The sequence below is a fragment of the Dactylosporangium siamense genome (genome assembly GCF_016862795.1).
In the GTDB taxonomy this organism is placed as follows: Bacteria; Actinomycetota; Actinomycetes; order Mycobacteriales; family Micromonosporaceae; genus Dactylosporangium; species Dactylosporangium siamense.
Window position 1 is genome coordinate 173,120 of record NZ_BONQ01000129.1, and the last position, 18,039, is coordinate 191,158.

Genomic DNA, 18,039 nt, shown 5'->3' on the forward strand with positions numbered 1-18,039 from the left:
CATCATGTCACGTCGAGTCCGGCGAGATAGGCATGGACCGCGGACACCACCACGGATCCCTCTCCCACCGCCGACGCCACGCGTTTGACGGAATCGGCGCGCACGTCGCCGACGGCGAACAGGCCGGGCACCGAGGTCGCGTAGCCGTCACGGGTCATCACGAAGCCCTTGTCATCCAGTTCGACTCCCGCGTCCGGGAGGGCGGTCGTGCAGGGTTCCGCACCGATCAGGATGAACACGGCGGCCGCGTCGAGGTGCACGTCACGGTCCTGGGCGTGGTCGCGCCAGGTCACGCCGGTGAGCCGGTCGGTGCCGTGCACCGCGGACAGCTCGGACCGCGAGTGGATGGTGACGCGTTCGTGGTGAGCGAGGCGCTGGAGGAGGTAGTTGGACATGGTGCTGCTCGGGTCCTCGCGGCGGATCAGGACGTGCACATGACCCGCCTGCCGGGCGAGGAACAGGGCCGCCTGGCCCGCCGAGTTCGCCCCGCCGACCACCACGGCGTTGCGCCCGGCCACCAGCGGAGCCTCGAGCTGACCTGCCGAGTAGTACACGCCGCGCCCTTCCAGGTCGGCAATGCCGGGCAGGCCCAGGCGCCGGTAGCGCACACCGCTGGCGACGACCACGGCCGAGGCCAGGACGTCGAGCTCGTCGTCGAGCCGGACGCGGAACCCGCCCCCGGCCTCGCGCGCCACAGCGGTGACCGCACGGGGTGCGGCCAACCTGGTGCCAAACTTGACCGCCTGCAACATCGCCAGCCGCGCGAGCTCCATCCCGGACACACCGCTGGGAAAGCCGAGGTAGTTCTCGATCCGCGACGAGCTGCCCGCCTGCCCGCCGATCGCGACGTCCTCGACGACGACGACGTCCAACCCTTCCGAGGCGCCGTACACGGCCGCGGCCAACCCCGCCGGGCCGGCGCCCACCACCAGCACATCGCAATGCGACCCGTCGGACACGCTCCACAGGTCGATCCCCAGCGCGGCCGCCAGGTCCCGGGTGGTCGGGGCGGTCAACACCCGCAGATCTCCCGTGACGACGGCCGCACCCGCCGCGGGCAGATCGCAGGTCGCCGCAAGCTCCGCCCACGCCCCCGCGTCGCGGCGCAGCACGGTGCGGTACGGGATCTGGTTGCGCTCCGCGAACTCCCGAAGCCGGTGCAGGTCCCGGTCGTCGTCCCCGGCCAGCACCAGACCGCCCTCGCCCAACCGCGTGAGGAGCCCCCGCCGCGCGTCCAGCGCCGCGAGCAGGACGTCGCCGACCTCCCCGGACATCTCCAGCAGCCGGCGCAGTTCGCCGACCGGGACGCGCAGCAACGTGGTCCCTTCCCTGGCGATGCCGGGCAGGAACGCGCGCTGTCCCATCAACATGCCCAGCTCGCCGACGAAGTCACCCTCCTCGACCACGAAGACGACCCGGGCGTCCCGACGGTCCACGAGCAGCACCGCGCCGGTCAGCACCAGGTGCAGGTCGTAGGGGTCGCCGGCCTCCCACAGGACCTCGCCCGTGCCCGGATGCAGCACCTCACCAGCCGATCGCAGCAGGCCCACCACGTGCTCGCTGAGCACCGGCCACGCCACGGCCTCGTCACCGTGCCTGTGCCGGGACGAGTAGATGGTCCGCTGATCCGGCACGGGCGTCGTCGAGGTCACCCCGGAATGGTAATGCCGCCCTACATGCACCGGTCGCGGTTCAGAGCTTGCCGGCGACGAGCCGGACCCGGTGACCCAGCCGGCGGCCGATACCGGCGATGAAGTCGTCGCGCAGCGGCGGCCAGTTCCAGAAGGTCAGGCCCAGATCGGCGAAGGCCCAGGCAGCGTCCGGCCAATGCCAGTCATTGATCGCGATGGTACGGCCGCAGTGCCGGCAGGCCGTGTCGCTCGGGCGCTGGGCGTACCAGGCGTTGATCGCCTCGAAGAACGCGGCGCCGAGCGGCTCGTCTTTGTCGCAGTGTGGGCAGCCGACCTCGCCGGAGCCCTGGATCGGGTGGACCACCGTCCGGCCCGACCAGGCGTGCAGGCCGTTGGTGGCGAGGGAGGGCAGCCCGTGGTCGGCGCCGTCGAACGCCTCCGTGCAGCGCGGGCCGGGCGGATGACCCTCGTCCGCGCTCAGCACGCAGTCGGTGCGCTCGGCGCTCACGATGCCCTCGGCCACCAGCCACGCCACGAGGCCATCGGCCAGGTGGGGCGCCTCCGCCGCGGTGGCATCGAGGTCCGCGATCGTCTGAAACCAGTCACCCACCTCGCGGAGCGTATCGGCCCGGCCACGTGCGTGCAGACCGCCGCGGCGGCGGGAGGTATGTTCCGCGCGTGAAGATGAAGATCGCGATCGGTGTGGCCGTGGCCCTCGTGCTGTCGTGTTGCGGTTTCGCGCTGTACCGCCGCATCGTCCCGACGCATCACGCGTCCGGCGAGAAGGGCTGCGTCGCGACCGTGCCCAACGCCGACGAGCTGGCGTCCTCGCGGTGCACCGTTGAGCACCAGGCCGAGATCGTCGACTTCTTCTATCCCGAAGGTGCCGAGGCGGGCTGCCACCGGTCGGCGGAGGAGTTCCTCGGCGGGCCGCTCGCGGACGCCCGGATCGAGCTGCGCCTGCTCAACTACGTGCGGAAGGACTTCACCTCGATGGCGTGCGCACTGATCGTCGTCAGTGACTCCGACGGCACCGACGCGCCGCACACCGGAAGCCTGCAGGGCACGATGAGCGGGGACCGGCCGATGGCGATCACCTGCGGCCGTTACGCCGATGGCGTCCTGAAGTACCTGACCTGCGCCGAGCCCCACTCGGCGGAGTACGTCGGGTCCACCGTCGACGGCGGCGATCACGACACCAGCTGCCAGCGGGCGGCCGCGACCTATCTCGGGCTGAGCGCTGAGGAGTTCGCGACCCGCGAGGAGCTGCGGTCGCACTGGCTGACCACGCCGCGCGACGGTGAGCGGACCGGGTGTGTCGTGGCGGCGGCATCCGGCAAGGACGTCCTGACCGGCTCGGTCAAGGGCCTCCGGACCGGACCGCTCCCAGGCTGAGGCGCGTCTCCATGGGCCGCGGCCTGGTGCGTTCGCATGATCGGCTCAGCCGGGTGGCCGGGGATGCCGATCCCGGGGTCCGTATGCTCTCCCCGTGTTCGGACGTCTCTTCAGGCGCGGTCCAGCGCCCGTCATGCCGGTGCTCGACCGCGACTGGGCGCTCGACGATCTCGAGCTCCGCTCGGTGCGTGACCGCGCGGTCGCCGGCGACTGGGCCGCAGCCCGCGACGGCGTCGCCGCGGCCGGCACCGACTGGGAGCGTCGCGGGCACCGGATCTGGGCGCTGGCCGAGGCCGCGCCGGCCAACGCCGGTGAGTGGCTCGACGCGTGGCTGTCGGCGACACCGGACGACCCCATCGCGGTGACCGTGCACGCCGCCGCGCTCGGCGAGCGGGCCGGCAAGGCGCGAGGCACCGCACCGGCCGCGCGGACGTCGCAGGAACAGTTCCGCTCGTTCGCGGAGCTGTCCACGCAGACCTGGGCCGAGGCGGAACGCGCGCTCGCGCTCGCGCCCGACGACCCGGTGCCGTGCAACATCCTGTTGATCGCGATGTTCGGCGACGCCGGTCGCCGTGGTGCATTCCGCGAGATTCTGGCCGAGGCAAGGCGGCGTGAAAGGTACTCCTTCGAGGTCAACATGACCGCGGTGACGTTTCACTGCGAGAAGTGGTACGGCTCCCACGACGCGATGTTCGCCGCCGCCAGGGAGACGGCGTCCGAGGCCCCGGCCGGAACCGGTGTCACGATGCTGCCGCTGCTCGCCCATCTCGAGTACGCGATGCGGGAGTACTCCTGGGGCAAGGTCAGCGCGCGCGGGCTGGTCGACTGCCAGAACTACTTCCGGCGCCCCGACGTCCAGCGCGAACTCGATGCGTGCGTGACGAAGTGGCGTTCGCCCGGCCCACCCACCCATGCAAAGGCGCTCACGTGCGAGAACTGGCTCGCGCTCGCCTACGCCCTGTCCGGCCGTCGCGACGACTGCAAGGCCGTGTTCGATCGCATCGGTCCACACGTCGACTCGTACACCTGGTCGTACTTCTACGGCAACGTCGTCGGCGGATTCAGGGTGAACTGGGCGTGGGCCAACCGCGTCCGCTGACCGGGCGCGGAAAGACCAGTGCCCGGCACAGCCGGCAAACGTCGTCCTCGTTCCGCTGCGTCAGCCTCCGCGACGTCCGGATGACAGTGCGTTGCCGCTACAGCGTCACTTTCAACGACTCGACGAAGAGGTTGGGCCGTTCGTCATAATGGTCTGACAGCCGCGATTCGACGTGATCCGCAGACCACACTGCGTATCGCTCCAGGCCGATGCATTGCTCTCTCGGCACCATGAGCCGAGTGCTCTGGCCGGGCTCGACGATCGAGCACGCCCCGCTCCCGATGTCCTGCATGAACACCGGGGGGATTGCCGGAAGTGCTGTTTCCGGAAGTCGCCGCAGCGCACGGCCCCAGTGGCCAGAAGAGTATGCCGATCGCATCACGGCGACGACGAACAACGGTTCGCCCGCGCAGACGTCCTCGATCTCGGCAGGATCAGGCTCGCCGCGACATGCATAGAAAGCAAGGTACGGTGACCGTGCCGTCATGACTGCCAAGGCGCGGTGCTCGCCAGCGGGCACCAGGAAGACCGATCCCGGCGAGAACCTCACCGCCACAGAAGTCCCTCCGTTCTGTCTGTCCGCTCGCAGGAAGTCAGCCTAGACCTGCGATCTCCTGCCGTAGCAGCGCCGCCTGCTCGTCGCGGTCGCACAGCAGCAGCACCTTGAACGGGATGCCATTGCTGTCCGGCCGGCCGAGCGGGCTCGCCCAGTGACGAACGGCCTCAGACAGGATTCGGAACAGCGTGTGCCGATCCTCGGCACTGCTCGACAGCAACTCACGCGCGTTCTCGACCACGATCAGGTACCCGTCCGCGGGCAACCAGTGCAGATCGCTGAGGCAGTCGTGCAACGCGTTCCAGTTCCAGCCGAAGTAGCCGGGAAAGAGGAGCGCGTCGGAGAATTCGTAGAGGGCATGGTCCGCATCCGCCATCCTCGCTCCGTCGAGCCGGGCAACGACGAACCTGCCCGTGGCCGGTAGCACAGCGGCGAGTTCCACCAGGGCACTGCGAGAGCAGACCGCGAGCTGGTCAGTGGAGCCGCTCCACCAGTTGTTCATCAGTCAGCCTCGTCGGTGGCTTGGTCGGTGAGTATGGGACCCGTTTGTCACTGATCTCGGGTCCCACCGGCCCACAGCCGGATTGTGTGTTCGTCAGTTTTGGGCCCACAGTGGTTCTGGTTGCGGTCGGTACAGCGAAGTCCACGGAGAGGTGTGGCCCGGCGCCTGGGACGGTGACACGACCGTTGCGCTTCAGAGGTCGGTAATGCTGCCGTCATCGGCGAACGCCATGACTGCGTTGAGCAGCTTGTCCAGGAACTTGTCAAGACTCTCGGCAACCATCGTGACGCCGACGTGAGAGGTGTCGTAGGACGCGCCCGTGTCGTACGAGTAGCACCCACCCGCGTCGTCGTAGGCGCATTCGCGCAGTCGATAGACGGTGCCGATGTCTCCCAGAGTGATGGCGTAGAGCGCTCCTCCGCCGTCGCTGCCGAAGACGACGATGTCGACGTCCTCGTCGAACGGTGCGCCGATGCGATCTGGAAGCCCGTCATGGTGATACAGGACGCCGAGGATGTATCCCGGATCGAACATGAAGTATCCGTTGGCGATGTCCGGCAACGAAACCGCACCCACCAACCTGCACACCGCGACGAGTGCATCGGGTATCCATGGCATGCGTGACCGGAGCTCGGCGAGTTCCGCCTCCGAGGCCGGCGGGCCGACGTCGTGGGCGCCAGGCTCAAACGGAAAGGTCGACACGATGTCACGCACCGCTCGCGTGGTGGCTGCTTCGATCGACGCTCCCCAGGCGATCAGCCGCTGTTCGTCCACAATTGTGTCCTTCGGTTATTCGCGGCCGCGACGACGTGCGCGGTGCCTGCTGAACTCTTCGGCGATTGTGCCAGGCGATCATGATTGCCGGGCTGCGTTTGTTGATGGAGCTGTAGCTCGCCGCGGTGCTTGACCTGGGGTTTGTCGGTCAGTCGGGGGACCACCCGTTCGGGTGGATTTCGATGTTCGCGAGTTCCGGACCCACCTGCGCCGGTGGGAGCATCGGCTGGTCTGGACGGGAGCCTGCCGATGGCGGCGATGTCGAAGGTCGACCTGTTCGCGGCGATCCGACGGGACTCGCGGGCCGGCATGTCCGTGCGGGCGTTGGCTCGTCAGTATCGGGTCAGCCGCCGCACGGTGCGTTCGGCGCTGCAGTCGGCGTGGCCGCAGCCGCGCAAGCCGCTGCCGCCGCGGCCGTCGAAGCTGGATGAGTTCAAGCCGATCATCGACGGCATCCTCCGCGCGGACCTGGACGCGCCCCGCAAGCAGCGGCACACCGTGAAACGGATCTACGACCGGCTGATCGCCGAGCACGGCATGCTCGACGTGTCCTACGCGGTGGTCCGCGCCTACGTCGCGGACCGCAAACCGAAGATCCGCGCCGAGGCCGGTCGAGGACCGGTCGACGTGTTCTTCCCGCAGACGCACCGGCCGGGCGCTGAGGCGGAGGTCGACTTCGGAGAGGTCGCCGTCAACCTGCGCGGCGAGCTGGTGACCTGCATGCTCGTCGCGCTTCGGCTCTCCTTCTCCGGCAAGGCTGTCCATCGGATCTTCATCTCAGGTGGTCAGGAGGCGTTCCTGGAGGGTCACGTCCACGCGTTCACCACCCTCGGCGGGGTCCCAACCGGAAAGATCCGCTACGACAACCTCCGGGCGGCGGTCGCCCAGGTCCTCGGGTTCGCGCGGCAGCGGGTCGAAACCGCCCGCTGGACGGCGTTCCGATCCCACTTCGGCATCGATGCCTTCTACTGCCAGCCGGGCCTGCAAGGCGCCCACGAGAAGGGCGGGGTCGAGGGCCAGATCGGCTGGTTCCGCCGCAACCACCTCGTCCCCGTCCCCGAAGTCGACTCGCTGGACCAGCTCAACGTCATGGTCGACGCCTGGGACACCGCCGATGACGCCCGCCGCATCAGCACCCGCGCCCACACCGTCGGGGAACTGTTCGCGATCGAACGGCCGCTGCTGGTGGGTTGCCGGAGGAGTCGTTCGAGACCGGCACCTGGCTCGGCCCGCGCGTCGACCGCTACAGCCAGGTCACCGTCCGCACGAACCGGTACTCAGCGCCGGTGCGGCTGGTCGGCCGACAGGTCCGCGTCCACCTGCATGCTTCGCACCTGGTCGTCTATGACGGGCGTGTAGAGGTCGCCCGGCACGAACGGTTGATGGCCAAGAGCGGTAGCCGTCTCGACCTCGATCACTACCTGGAAGGCCTGCTCCGCAAACCCGGCGCACTGCCCGGCTCCACCGCGCTGGAACAGGCCCGCGCCGCGGGCAAGTTCACCCCGGTCCACGACGCCTGGTGGGCAGCGGTCCGCAAAGCCCACGGCGACGCCGCCGGCACCCGCGCCCTGATCGAGGTCCTGCTCCTGCACCGGCACATGCCCCACGAGCACGTCGTCGCAGGCCTGGCCGCAGCGCTGCGCGCCGGCGCGCTCACCGCCGACGCGGTCGCGTTGCAGGCGCGCAAGTTCGCCGAGACCGACGACCACCCAACCGCCACCGACCAACCGGCCCGGCCGACCGACAACGTCGTCTCCCTCACCCAGCGCCGGCTCGCCCAACTGCCGGCCGACACCCGGCCGCTGCCCACCGTCACCGCATACGACCAGCTGCTCCGCATCCGTCGCCGCACCGCAGAAGGGACCAGGCCATGACTCGCCACCGAGGACTCACCGAGCAGGCCGCCGACGCGGCGATCGACTCCGCCTGCCGGCTGCTGCGCCTGCCGACCATCCGCGGCCAGTTCCCCGAACTCGCCGAGGCCGCCGCCCGCAGCCAGATGACCTACCGCGGGTTCCTCGCCGAACTGCTCATGGCCGAGTACGACGACCGGGCCCGGCGCCGGTCTGAACGCCGGATCAAAGCCGCCGCGTTCCCGCGGGACAAGAGTTTGCGCGCGTTCGACTTCGACGCCAACAGCACCGTCGACCCCGCCATAATCCACACACTCGCCACCTGCGACTGGGTCAAGAAGGGCATGCCGCTCTGCCTGATCGGCGACTCCGGCACCGGCAAAAGCCATCTCCTCATCGCGTTGGGCACCGAAGCCGCGATGGCCGGCTACCGGGTTCGCTACGTCCTGGCGACGAAGCTTGTCAACGAGCTCGTCGAGGCAGCTGACGACAAGATGCTCGCCAAGACGATCGCCCGATACGGCCGCGTCGATCTGCTTTGCATCGACCTATGCCGAGACCGCGATTATGCCGAGGGTCTCCGTGAGTTGGTTGGCCCGATGGCGGGTTGAGGTTCAGTCGTCGGCATAGTCGGGGGTCATGTCGTATTCGTCGACGTCCAGGACCGCTCCGGTGGCCTGGAGGAAGTCGAGAACCTCACGGTCGAGATGCCAACCGAACAAGTTTGGAGTCTCACCGGCGGCATCGTTGCGATCGTGCTGCTCGGCCTCCTGGTCGTTGAAGTAGCGCACGACCTCCAGGACGGCGCCGGATCCTTCGCTCTCGGTGTCCAAGCGGCTGGCCAGAGCGGCGATCGCCGCGGTGTGTGGCACGAGTCGTTCGATGATGCGGGCGACCTGCTCGTCAACGCATAGCCCCGGTTCGCGGCAGACGATCTTCCAGCAGTGTCGGGCCGGGATGACCCTGGGTTCGGTGAAGCGGCTGCCGCGGACGGTGGTTTCGTCGGGCTCGAGTCCGAGGATGGCTGCCATCTCGGTCGCCGAGGTGTTGCGGCTGAACAGCGCGAAGTAGGCGTACTGGTTGACGTTCACCGGTGAAGAATAGAAGTCGTCCTGGCTGCGGGCGTGCGCATTATTTGACTGAGCTGGTGTACCTGGTCCTGGTCATAGTCCGTCGAGGAATGCGAGGGTCGTGTCGGAAGGGCGGTAACGGCCGGGCCTTGCGGTCAGGGGCGTGGTCAGGGCCAGCGCCTGCTCTTTAGTGGACATGTCGGCGTGGACGTAGGCATCGGTGGAGCGGATGCTGGCGTGGCCGAGCCAGAGCGCGATGACGGTGGTGTCGACGCCTGCCTGGAGCAGCGACATCGCGCAGCTGTGCCGCAGGACGTGTGGGTGGATGTCCTTGTCGCGCAGAGACGGGCAGCTTTTCGCGGCGGTCTTGGTGTGGGTGTTCAGGCGTTGGGCGACTGCGTCGCGGCTGAGGCGACGGCCGGTGCGGGTGGGAAACAGCGGGTCGGCAGGGTGTCCGGCGCGCTCGTTCATCCAGGACTTGAGGATGGCTTGAACCGGGCCGCTGAGCGGGACGGCGCGCTGCTTGCGGCCTTTGCCTTCGCAGCGGACCGCGGCGCCGTCGCCCAGGCTGATGTCGGCGCAGTTGAGGCTGGTGAGTTCGGAGACGCGCAGGCCGGTCTGGACCGCTAGGGCGATGAGGGTCTTGTCACGTCGTCCTTCCCAGCGGTTCGGGTCCGGCGCCGCGAGCAGGGCATCGACCTCGGTTTCGGTCAGGAAGGTGATGATCCGCTTGTCGAACCGCTTGGGCGGAATGTCCAGGACACGCTGGATGATCAGGGCGTGCTCGGGATGTTGAAGCGCGGCGTAGGAGAACAGTGACCGGATCGCGGTTAGCCGGACGTTGCGGGTTCTGGTGCCGTTGCCGCGCTCGTCCTCCAGATGGTTCAGGAACGCCGACACGGTGTCCGCATCGAGGTCGTTCCAATCCAGGTTCGCGGGCGGGGTGCCGGTGCGCTGTTGGATGAAGACCAGCAGCAGGCGCAGCGCGTCTCGGTAAGCTGCGACGGTGCGCGGGCTGGCCTGGCGCTGCCGGGCCAGCCGGTCGGTGAAGAACGCTTGCAGCGTGGCCGCGATCAGCGTCATGAGCGGGCCGCCTTTCCGATGCCTTCGCGGCGGGCCGCCGCCAGCGCGAGCAGTTCGGGCGCTGCGGACAGGTACCAAGTAGGTGTGGGCCGGTTCGCGGTGCCCCAGATAGGTCGACAGCGACGGGATCTTGGCCTGGACGTTGTCCTCGGTGCGATACCAGTGCAGCAGGGTCCGGATGGCGAAGGAATGTCGCAAGTCGTGCAGCCGCGGCGGGTGCGGTGCTTCGGCGCCGATGCCGGCGGCGGTGACCAGTTGCCGGAACGTGGCGCTGACAACGGCATAGATCACCCGCCGACGCGTGCGGGAGATGAAGAACGCGGGATCCTTGGGCCGCGGTGCCGTCGCGCAGCGCAACGTGTCGTATTCGCGTAGCGCCCGCACGACACTGTCGTGCAGCGGAACCAGCCGGGACTTGCCGAACTTCGATTCGCGGATCAGTAACACGCCTTGCGCCCAGTCGACGTCGTCGCAGTCGAGGCTGATCGCCTCGCCGATGCGCAAGCCGGAGGCGGCCAGCAGACCGAGCAGGTCCGGTAGGTCGCCGCCCGAAACGGCGGCTGGATGGCGTCGGATGCCGTGAGCAGCGCGGTGATGTCGGCGTCGGAGTAGAGGAACGGCGGGCGCCAGCGCTGCCGGTGTGGCACCAGGCCCATTGGTGGGATCTCGGTGTCCGAATCGATGCCGCTCAGATAGTGGGCGAAGCCACGGACCGCGGTGATCCGTCGCGGGCTGACGGTCGTGACCACCTCGTCTTCGCGGAGCCGGACCCAAGCCAACGCGGCCTGGATCGTCACCGTGGTCTGGCCACGTTCGTCCAGGAACGAGACGAAGTCCGGCAGCAGCCAGGCCGCCTCCGCCATCTGGTGTCCCAAGGAACGACGAAGCCGCAGATAGTCCTCGAGATGCTCGCGCAGCCCGTTCATGCGGCCGCCCCGGGCCAAGGCCGGGCGACCTGCCGCAGCGCAGCGAAATCGACCTTCGCATAGAGCGCGGTCGTGGCCAGGTCCTGGTGCCGCAGCACCTGACCGATCGCGGTCAGCCCAGCGCCTTGACGCAGCATCTGCTCGGCCAGGGCGTGCCGCAACCGGTGCGGCCCCACCCGGGTCAGCCGGGCTCGAAGACAGGCCCGCTTGACGACGTCGCTCACCAGATCCGCCCGGATCGGTGCGCGGGGAGCTCGACAGGTCAGGAACAGATGGCGGTCATCGAGCTGGGGCCGGGCGCCGGACAGGTAGGCGACCACCGCCTCGCCGGCCTCGACCGGCAGCGGCAGCCGGTCCTCGCGCCGACCCTTGCCCCGGACGAAGATCTCACCGCAACGCCAGTCAACATCGTCGAGCAGCAGCCGTGCTACCTCGATCGACCGCAGCCCCAGCCGGGCCACCAGCATCAGGATCGCGTAGTCGCGGACCTCGACCGCAGTTTCGCGCGGGCACCGATCCAGCAGCAGTTGAACGTCGGCCGCCGGCATCGTCGGCGGCACCGAGGCCAGCCGCCAACCGCCGACCGGCGGAACCGCCCCGCCCAGTTTCGTCGGAGTGGCTCCGCTCAGGTGAAGGAACCGCATCAGTGATCGAAGCTCGGCCACCCGGCCCTTCGCGGAGCCGGACGAGACGTGCCTGCACTCGCGCAGCAGGAACGCGTTGAGGTCCGCTCCGGTCAACTGCTCCGGCGCGACTCGGCCGCCGACCACCGCATGGTCGGTCAGGAATCGACGAGCCGTGTTCTCGTAACGCAGCATCGTGGATGCCGAAAGGCCGCGTTCCCGGTCCATCCAGCGGCGATATCGAGCCAGCAAGACGTCCAACGGCCCAACCGCGACCTGCGCCTCGGGCACGACGCCCCGATCCCGCAGAAACGTCAACAACGGTAGCCAGCCCCGGACTCCGGCCAGCTGTCGACGACCAGCTCGTCGCTGGTCCACCAGAAACGCAGTCAGCCGATCCTCGCTCAGATCGGTGACCTCAAGCCCTTCCCGGCTCAGCCATTGCCCCACCAGGCCGAGGTCCTTGAGCATGTTCCTGACCGTCAGGGGCGTATAGCCGCGCTGCGCCAGCCACTCCCGATAGCCCTCGACCTGCCCAGCCAATGCGCCAGCCTTCCGGCGCGGACTCCCTGTCATCGTCGCCCCCTCTCGCAGGGAGCGTGTGCTCCCTTCCAATCAGGGCTGTGCCCACTTATAGAACTATGCCGATGTCAACACGCCGCCTTCACCCGATCGAGGACGACAGCTCGGCATAGTCGCGATCTCGGCATAGGTCGATCTATGCCGACATCCTCATAGATCGACGAACTCGGCTACATGGAACTGGACAAACGCGGCGCTGAACTGCTCTTCCAGGTCCTCACCGAACGCGAGGAGAAGGCGTCCGTCGCGATCGCGTCCAACGAGGCGTTCTCCGGTTGGACCAAGACGTTCACCGACCCCCGGCTCTGCGCCGCGATCGTCGACCGGCTCACCTTCGGCGGCAACATCATCGAGACCGGCACCGACTCCTACCGCCTCGCCCAAACCCGCAACCAACTCGCCGGCTCGAACCCATGACCCGAGCGCCCGCGGACGTCATGATCGTCTACGTCCTCACCGAACCCGTCGACGACTTCACCGCGCTCACGCCGCTGCCCGACTGGATCAGCGCCGACCCCGTCCCGCACACCCACTGGGCGCTGCAAGCCATCCTTGCCCTCGCCGACGCCGCCGACTACGTCCACTGGGACGGCGACATGCGCCACCTCCCGTCCGGCGGCGCCGTCATCGCACCACCCGACACCCACCCATACCTCGTCATCAAGCGGGACAACAACGGCACCACCTTCGTGGTCAGCGACGCCGAGATCCCCGGACTCACTGACACCGTCGAACGCTCCACGCGCACCGAACGTCGTCCGATCGGAACCTGGACCCACCCGACCAGCCGGGACATCCCGACGCTGCTGCAGCCGACCCATCCGAACCTCGCCGCAGGCCCCGCCCCACCGTTCTGATCAATCCGGCACAGACCAAGGTGGGTCCCGAACTCACCAACAACGATCAAGCGAAAGCGGCCAAGCCGGGCCCCGAAGTCACGCACATCCGGGCCCAATCTCGGCTCTGTCGCGAACTGTGTGATGGATGCTGGACGATGAATTGTTGCCCGGGTGCGCGATGCCGTCAGACAGCTGCTTCCCCATCTGGACGGCATTGAGATCGACGAGGTCGTGGACGCTGGCCCCGAGTTGGTCCTCGTGGGACGGGTCCGTAGCGGTCAGGCCGTTTGTCAGGCGTGTGGGGTGTCGTCGTCTCGGGTGCATTCGCGGTATCGCCGGACGTTGGCGGATGTTTCCGGTCGCCGGCCGGTCGACGCGGATCGTGTTGTGGGTGCGCCGGTTCTTCTGCGACAACGCGGTGTGTGAGGCGCAGACGTTTGCCGAACAGATCGATGGGTTGACTCGGCGGTGGTCGCGGGTCAGTGATGGGCTGCGACAGATGCTGACCACGGTCGGGCTCGCGCTGGCCGGGCGGGCTGGGGCGAGGATGGCTGCAGCGTTGGGTATGCCGGCCAGCCGTCACCGTCTGCTCCGTCTGGTCCGGGCTTTGCCCGATCCTGTAGTGGGTGAGGTGGCGGTGCTCGGGGTCGATGATTTCGCGGTGAGGCGTGGCCATCACTACGGCACCGTGCTGATCGACTGTGAGACGCACCGGGTTGTCGACCTGCTGCTCGGTCGCGACGCCGGCCCGTTGACCGCCTGGTTGCAGCAGCATCCGGCGCCCCGGGTGATCTGCCGGGACCGGGCCAGCGCATATGCCGAGGCCGCACGCACCAGCGCGCCAGAAGCCGTCCAGGTCGCTGATCGGTTCCACCTGTGGCAGAACCTGGCTGCCGCGGTGGAACGCTGCGCGGCTCAGCACAAAGCCTGCCTCGACGAGTCCGACGAGTCCGACGAAGTTCCTGCCGAGCAGCCCAGGCCCGCTGCGGTAGCCGCGCCCACCGGGGCGATGGCCGAACGCCGCCGTGCCCACCACGCTCTCGTGCATGAACTGCTGGCGCAAGGCGCCGGGTTCCGGCAGATCGCCCGTCATCTGGGCTGGAGTCACCACACCGTGTCGCGATACGCCCACGCCGCAACGTGGCAGGAGATGATGGTCGGTCAGAAGGTCCGGCCGAGTCTCGTTGACTCGTTCAAGCCCTACCTGATCCGGCGGATTAACGAGGGCTGCCTCAAGGCCACCACATTGCACCGTGAGATCCGCGCTCAGGGCTTTGCCGGCAGCTACGCGATCCTGCGCAAGTTCGTCGAGCAGTACCGCAGCAAACCCGACCTGACATCGGCGCGCCGCCCACCCTCGGTGCGGCAGGTGACCGGATGGATCTGCCGCCGACCCGACGACCTGGCCGACCGCGACACCGTCCAACTGCAGGCGATCCTCCAGCGATGCCCGTTACTGCGCGCCGCCGCCGAGCTGGTGCGTTGGTTCGCCGACATGCTCACCCACCTGCGTGGTCAGCAGCTCACCGCCTGGATCGCCGCAGCCGAAACGGCGGCATTGCCCGGCATCACGAAGTTCGCCACCGGCCTGACCGCCGACCTGGACGCCGTGACCGCCGGCCTCACCCTGCCCTTCAGCTCCGGCCCGGTCGAGGGCAACGTCAACCGCATCAAGATGATCAAACGGCAGATGTACGGGCGCGCAGGCTTCGATCTGCTACGTAAACGAGTTCTGCTGGCATAATCCCACACCAAGCGGCAGCGCCTCCCGGGCAGGGCCCCCGTCGATGCCGGCGTCCTCCGGTGTAGGAACTGCTTGTGGACATCACGTCGTTCGACATGCGCTGGGAAATCGGCGGTTCCGGCTGGGCCACGCTGACCTGGATCGCCGACGATGACGCCTTAAAGGTGATCACTTCCTACACCGGCCACGGGTTACGAAGTCTGCTTCGAGCGGCGGCCGATCTGCGACTCGGGTCCAGCGCCTCCCTCGCCTGGTTATCCGACGAACCCCATGCCCACGTGTTCGTCTTCACCGGCGCCGCCGAATACGTCTACGTACAAATCCTTGTCCTGCCCGACGAGTACGCGGAAGACCCCTGGGTGGGGGCAAAGCGCTGCTGGGATGGCCGGGTTCCGGTGGAAGCACTCACCACTGCCGCAGCGCGCATGGCCCAAACCGTGCTCGACCGGTACGGCGAAGCCGGCTACAAACAGGCGTGGAGGAACATGCCGTTCCCGAGCACCGAACTGGCCATACTGCAAGGCGAACATGCATAGCCGCACCATCCGCAAACTCGGTCGGCGCTAGCTTCACCATATTCGCGACAGAGCCCCAATCTCACCGACGAAGCCACGTCGGCGATCGTTGCGCTCCGCATGCCGCCGGCGCCATCGCGGCGACTCTTGCCGACGACGTGGTGTTTCGCAGTCCCGTGGCGGTCAAACCCTACCCGGGCAAGGCCATCACCGCTGCGATTCTGCGTGGCGTGCTGCGGGTCTTCGAGGACTTCCGGTATGTCCGTGAACTGGGTGACGAGGGTGGTCGCGACCACGCGTTGGTGGTCGGTTCGAGCAGATCCAGCGTGAGGCCGCCGCCGGCGGCCGGATGGGGCTCGTGCCGTTCATTCCATTGGGTCCGGCCACTCGTGGTGGGGCAGCAGGTCCCTCAACTCGACCGACCGGTCCGGCCCCAGGACCACCGCTGTGCCGATGTTGGCGTCGTCGATCTGGCGGATGAACTCTCGGCACCGCCCGCAGGGCGGCAGGACGTACAGCCGGCCCGAATCGTCGCGCCACACGGCGACGATGCGTGCGACGTGGTATTCGCCAGCGGTGACCATCGCAGCCACGGCCGCGTGCTCAGCGCAGAAGCCGGTGCCCGAACCGGTGTCGATGCAGACCCCGAGGTACTGGCTGCCCCGCGAGGTCACCAACGCGGCCGCGACATTGCCGAACAGCCGATCGCGCACGACATGTGGGTTGAGTGCCGCTGCCGCGGCCCGAATCAGCTCCAGGTGCGGCCCGTCGGACACCACAGCAACCTCCCAGGCGTAACCAGCCGGACACGATCGGCACAGAGCACCTCACCACGCCGCATGGACAAGCATCAACCCTGTTCCAAACCTGGCGCGGTCTCGTGGACGCGCGCGTCATGACCTGCCGTGAACCTGCCGCGCCGGCGGTCCGTGCTTCCTCCCGACCGAGAAGGAGACGCCGATGACCTCGACCCAGACCACTCCGACCAGATCCGGACCGGCGCACGGTGCCGCCCGCCTGCCGGTCGTCGACGCCCTGCGCGGCCTCGCGCTGCTCGGCATCCTGCTCGTGAACATGACCCTGTTCAAGTCGGCGCCGTCGATCGAGCACCTTGCCGCGACCGCCATCGACGGCCCCTGGGACCGCGCCGCCGCGGTGCTGGTCAAGGTGCTCGGCGAGGGCAAGTTCATCGGGCTCTTCTCGCTGCTGTTCGGGTTCGGCGTGGCGACGCTGGCGGCCCGCCGTGGGTCGTACGTGCGCCGGCTCGCCGCGCTCGGCGTGATCGGCGCGGCCCACCTGGTCCTGGTGTGGTTCGGCGACATCCTCACCACGTATGCCCTCGTCGGCCTGATCCTGCTGGCCTTCGTCAACCGGACCCCGCGGACCCTGCTGGCGACGGCACTCGGCATCCTGGGCACGCTGTCGGTGGTGGCCGTCGTCGGCCTGGGCCTGCTCGGCCTGCGCGCCGCCACCGGCTCGTCCGTCCTCGTCGCGGCCGAGCGGGACATCACCGCCGCCGACGCCACCGAGGCCGCCCGCCTGACCGCCCTCTACCGCACCGGCGGCTACCTCGACCTGGTCGGTGAGCGCGCCGCCACGCCCGGCGGCCTGCTCTTCGGCCTGGCCTTCTCGCTGGTCGTGCTCTCGATGATGCTGCTGGGCGTGTACGCGGCCCGCGTCGGACTCTTCTCCGGCGCCAACGAGCACCGGGCCCGGCTGCGCACGCTCGCCAGGGTCGGCATCGGCGTGGGGCTGCCGCTCAACGTCCTGGTCGTGGTGGTCCAGAGCGCCGAGGGCTTCTTCGTCGTGGTCGCGGGGCAGGTGCTGCTGATGGCGCTGGCCGCCCCGCTGCTCACGGTGGGCCTCGCCGCCGGTGGCGTCCTGCTCTACGAGCGCCGTCGCGCGCCGTGGCTGGAGGCGGCCGGACGGCTGGCGCTGAGCAACTACCTGACCCAGTCGCTGGTCTTCAGCGTGGTCTTCTACTCCTACGGTCTCGGCCTCTTCGGCCGGGTCGGCGCCGCGACCGGCGTGATCCTGGCACTGGCCCTGTTCGCGGTCCAGCTCGTGGTGAGCCGCTGGTGGCTCGCCCGGTTCGGCGCCGGCCCGGTCGAACGCGTCCTGCGAATGGCGACCTACGGCGGCCGGCGGTGACCGGTCCGCCGGCGCACCCCCGGCGCCGGCGGACCGGTGGTTCACGTGACGATCTCGGTGCTGACGCCGAGATCCAGCCACCGGACGCTGCGACGGATGTCGTCGGCAGCGCCGGCGAACTCGCGCTGTGCGGCGGCCCGGGACTGCCGGAAGTGCCGCCAGCCCTCGTAGTGCACGGGGATGACCGTGCGCGGCCGGATGGCCTGGCACAGCTGGATCGCGTCGCGACCCGTCATCGTGTACCGGAGGGGCCCGGTGATCGGGAACCGGACCCCGCCGAGGTGCAGCAGGACGGTGCCGATCGACAGGCGCTCGGCGACGGCGCGGGTGCCTGCGTGCAGGACCGTGTCGCCGGAGATCCACAGCTGGCCGTGCTGCTGGCCGTCCCACCGCAGGGCGAAGCCGATGACGTCACCGACGATCGGCCGGCTCAAGGGTGGGCCGTGCCGGCACGGGGTCGCGGTGACCTCGATCGTGGGCCGGTCCTCAGCGGTGAGGGTCGTGGTGGCCCACGGGGCGAGCCCGGTGGCGGTGCCACCCAGCCGGCGAGCGCCGGCCTCGGTGGTGAGCACCGTGGCCGCCTGCGGCAGCAGCGCCCGGCCGAGGTCGTCGAGGTTGTCGCCGTGGTGGTCGTGAGTGAGCAGGATCGCGTCGATCCGCCCGAGCGCCGCCGGCGTGACCGCCGGGCCGGCCACC

The 18,039-nt window shown here is 68.9% G+C and carries 18 protein-coding genes and 2 pseudogenes; 9 read left to right on the top strand and 11 right to left on the bottom strand.

Features of this window, described 5'->3' with window-relative positions:
• Positions 1-2 precede the first annotated feature (2 nt).
• Positions 3-1,652 (bottom strand): FAD-dependent oxidoreductase, encoded by a 1,650-nt coding sequence (locus Dsi01nite_RS42130; protein ID WP_203852023.1) that lies wholly within the window; start codon positions 1,650-1,652, stop codon positions 3-5.
• A gap of 40 nt (positions 1,653-1,692) precedes the next feature.
• A complete protein-coding gene (locus tag Dsi01nite_RS42135; RefSeq protein ID WP_203852024.1) occupies positions 1,693-2,241 on the bottom strand; it encodes a hypothetical protein in 549 nt (182 codons plus the stop codon).
• A gap of 68 nt (positions 2,242-2,309) precedes the next feature.
• On the opposite strand from Dsi01nite_RS42135, the gene Dsi01nite_RS42140 reads away from it, so the two are divergent.
• Both Dsi01nite_RS42140 and Dsi01nite_RS42145 read left to right on the top strand, forming a co-directional pair.
• A complete protein-coding gene (locus Dsi01nite_RS42140) occupies positions 2,310-3,026 on the top strand; it encodes a septum formation family protein (protein WP_203852025.1) in 717 nt (238 codons plus the stop codon).
• Between the two features lie 94 nt (positions 3,027-3,120).
• Entirely contained in the window at positions 3,121-4,125 is a 1,005-nt protein-coding gene (locus Dsi01nite_RS42145) for a hypothetical protein (RefSeq protein ID WP_203852026.1), read from the top strand.
• A gap of 97 nt (positions 4,126-4,222) precedes the next feature.
• Here the strand turns inward: Dsi01nite_RS42145 and Dsi01nite_RS42150 are convergent, their stop codons facing one another.
• The 3 genes from Dsi01nite_RS42150 to Dsi01nite_RS42160 all read right to left on the bottom strand — a co-directional run bounded on the left by Dsi01nite_RS42150 (position 4,223) and on the right by Dsi01nite_RS42160 (position 5,957).
• Complete coding sequence (locus Dsi01nite_RS42150) at positions 4,223-4,681, bottom strand: hypothetical protein (protein WP_203852027.1); 459 nt, start codon at positions 4,679-4,681, stop codon at positions 4,223-4,225.
• A gap of 37 nt (positions 4,682-4,718) precedes the next feature.
• Positions 4,719-5,183, bottom strand: coding sequence for a barstar family protein (locus Dsi01nite_RS42155; RefSeq protein ID WP_203852028.1), 465 nt, complete (start codon positions 5,181-5,183; stop codon positions 4,719-4,721).
• 192 nt (positions 5,184-5,375) lie between these two features.
• A complete protein-coding gene (locus Dsi01nite_RS42160; protein ID WP_203852029.1) occupies positions 5,376-5,957 on the bottom strand; it encodes an SMI1/KNR4 family protein in 582 nt (193 codons plus the stop codon).
• Positions 5,958-6,215: 258 nt separating this feature from the next.
• Here Dsi01nite_RS42160 and istA point away from each other — a divergent pair.
• Positions 6,216-7,831, top strand: a pseudogene (gene istA / locus Dsi01nite_RS42165) (IS21 family transposase).
• Positions 7,828-8,421 (top strand): ATP-binding protein, encoded by a 594-nt coding sequence (locus Dsi01nite_RS42170; protein WP_203852030.1) that lies wholly within the window; start codon positions 7,828-7,830, stop codon positions 8,419-8,421. The pseudogene istA and the gene Dsi01nite_RS42170 overlap by 4 nt, the downstream one beginning before the upstream one ends.
• 3 nt (positions 8,422-8,424) lie before the next feature.
• On the opposite strand, the gene Dsi01nite_RS42175 is transcribed toward Dsi01nite_RS42170, so the two are convergent.
• The 4 genes from Dsi01nite_RS42175 to Dsi01nite_RS42190 form a co-directional block, all read right to left on the bottom strand.
• Positions 8,425-8,901, bottom strand: coding sequence for a DUF4279 domain-containing protein (locus Dsi01nite_RS42175; RefSeq protein WP_203852031.1), 477 nt, complete (start codon positions 8,899-8,901; stop codon positions 8,425-8,427).
• Positions 8,902-8,973: 72 nt separating this feature from the next.
• Positions 8,974-10,467 carry a site-specific integrase gene (locus Dsi01nite_RS42180; RefSeq protein ID WP_203852032.1) on the bottom strand — a complete coding sequence of 498 codons (1,494 nt, stop codon included), beginning with the start codon at positions 10,465-10,467 and terminating at the stop codon, positions 8,974-8,976.
• Complete coding sequence (locus tag Dsi01nite_RS42185; protein ID WP_203852033.1) at positions 10,401-10,889, bottom strand: site-specific integrase; 489 nt, start codon at positions 10,887-10,889, stop codon at positions 10,401-10,403. The genes Dsi01nite_RS42180 and Dsi01nite_RS42185 overlap by 67 nt, the downstream gene beginning before the upstream one ends.
• Entirely contained in the window at positions 10,886-12,055 is a 1,170-nt protein-coding gene (locus Dsi01nite_RS42190; RefSeq protein WP_203852034.1) for a tyrosine-type recombinase/integrase, read from the bottom strand. The genes Dsi01nite_RS42185 and Dsi01nite_RS42190 overlap by 4 nt, the downstream gene beginning before the upstream one ends.
• A 195-nt stretch (positions 12,056-12,250) precedes the next feature.
• Here Dsi01nite_RS42190 and Dsi01nite_RS42195 point away from each other — a divergent pair.
• The 4 genes and pseudogenes from Dsi01nite_RS42195 to Dsi01nite_RS42210 all read left to right on the top strand — a co-directional run.
• Positions 12,251-12,511 (top strand): annotated as a pseudogene (locus Dsi01nite_RS42195) (ATP-binding protein); the annotation flags it as partial.
• Positions 12,508-12,951: a hypothetical protein gene (locus Dsi01nite_RS42200; RefSeq protein ID WP_203852035.1), complete on the top strand. Its 444-nt coding sequence runs from the start codon at positions 12,508-12,510 to the stop codon at positions 12,949-12,951. The pseudogene Dsi01nite_RS42195 and the gene Dsi01nite_RS42200, both read left to right, overlap by 4 nt.
• A gap of 331 nt (positions 12,952-13,282) precedes the next feature.
• Positions 13,283-14,677, top strand: coding sequence for an ISL3 family transposase (locus Dsi01nite_RS42205; RefSeq protein WP_203852036.1), 1,395 nt, complete (start codon positions 13,283-13,285; stop codon positions 14,675-14,677).
• A gap of 74 nt (positions 14,678-14,751) precedes the next feature.
• Positions 14,752-15,213, top strand: a complete 462-nt coding sequence (locus Dsi01nite_RS42210; protein WP_203852037.1) for a hypothetical protein — start codon at positions 14,752-14,754, stop codon at positions 15,211-15,213.
• Between the two features lie 344 nt (positions 15,214-15,557).
• On the opposite strand, the gene Dsi01nite_RS42215 is transcribed toward Dsi01nite_RS42210, so the two are convergent.
• Positions 15,558-15,968, bottom strand: a complete 411-nt coding sequence (locus Dsi01nite_RS42215) for a cytidine deaminase family protein (protein WP_203852038.1) — start codon at positions 15,966-15,968, stop codon at positions 15,558-15,560.
• Positions 15,969-16,152: 184 nt separating this feature from the next.
• Here Dsi01nite_RS42215 and Dsi01nite_RS42220 point away from each other — a divergent pair, with 184 nt between their 5' ends.
• Positions 16,153-17,343, top strand: a complete 1,191-nt coding sequence (locus Dsi01nite_RS42220; RefSeq protein WP_203852039.1) for a DUF418 domain-containing protein — start codon at positions 16,153-16,155, stop codon at positions 17,341-17,343.
• 41 nt (positions 17,344-17,384) lie between these two features.
• Here Dsi01nite_RS42220 and Dsi01nite_RS42225 read toward each other — a convergent pair.
• Positions 17,385-18,039: MBL fold metallo-hydrolase (locus Dsi01nite_RS42225; protein WP_203852040.1), on the bottom strand; the 655-nt coding region annotated here is incomplete at its 5' end.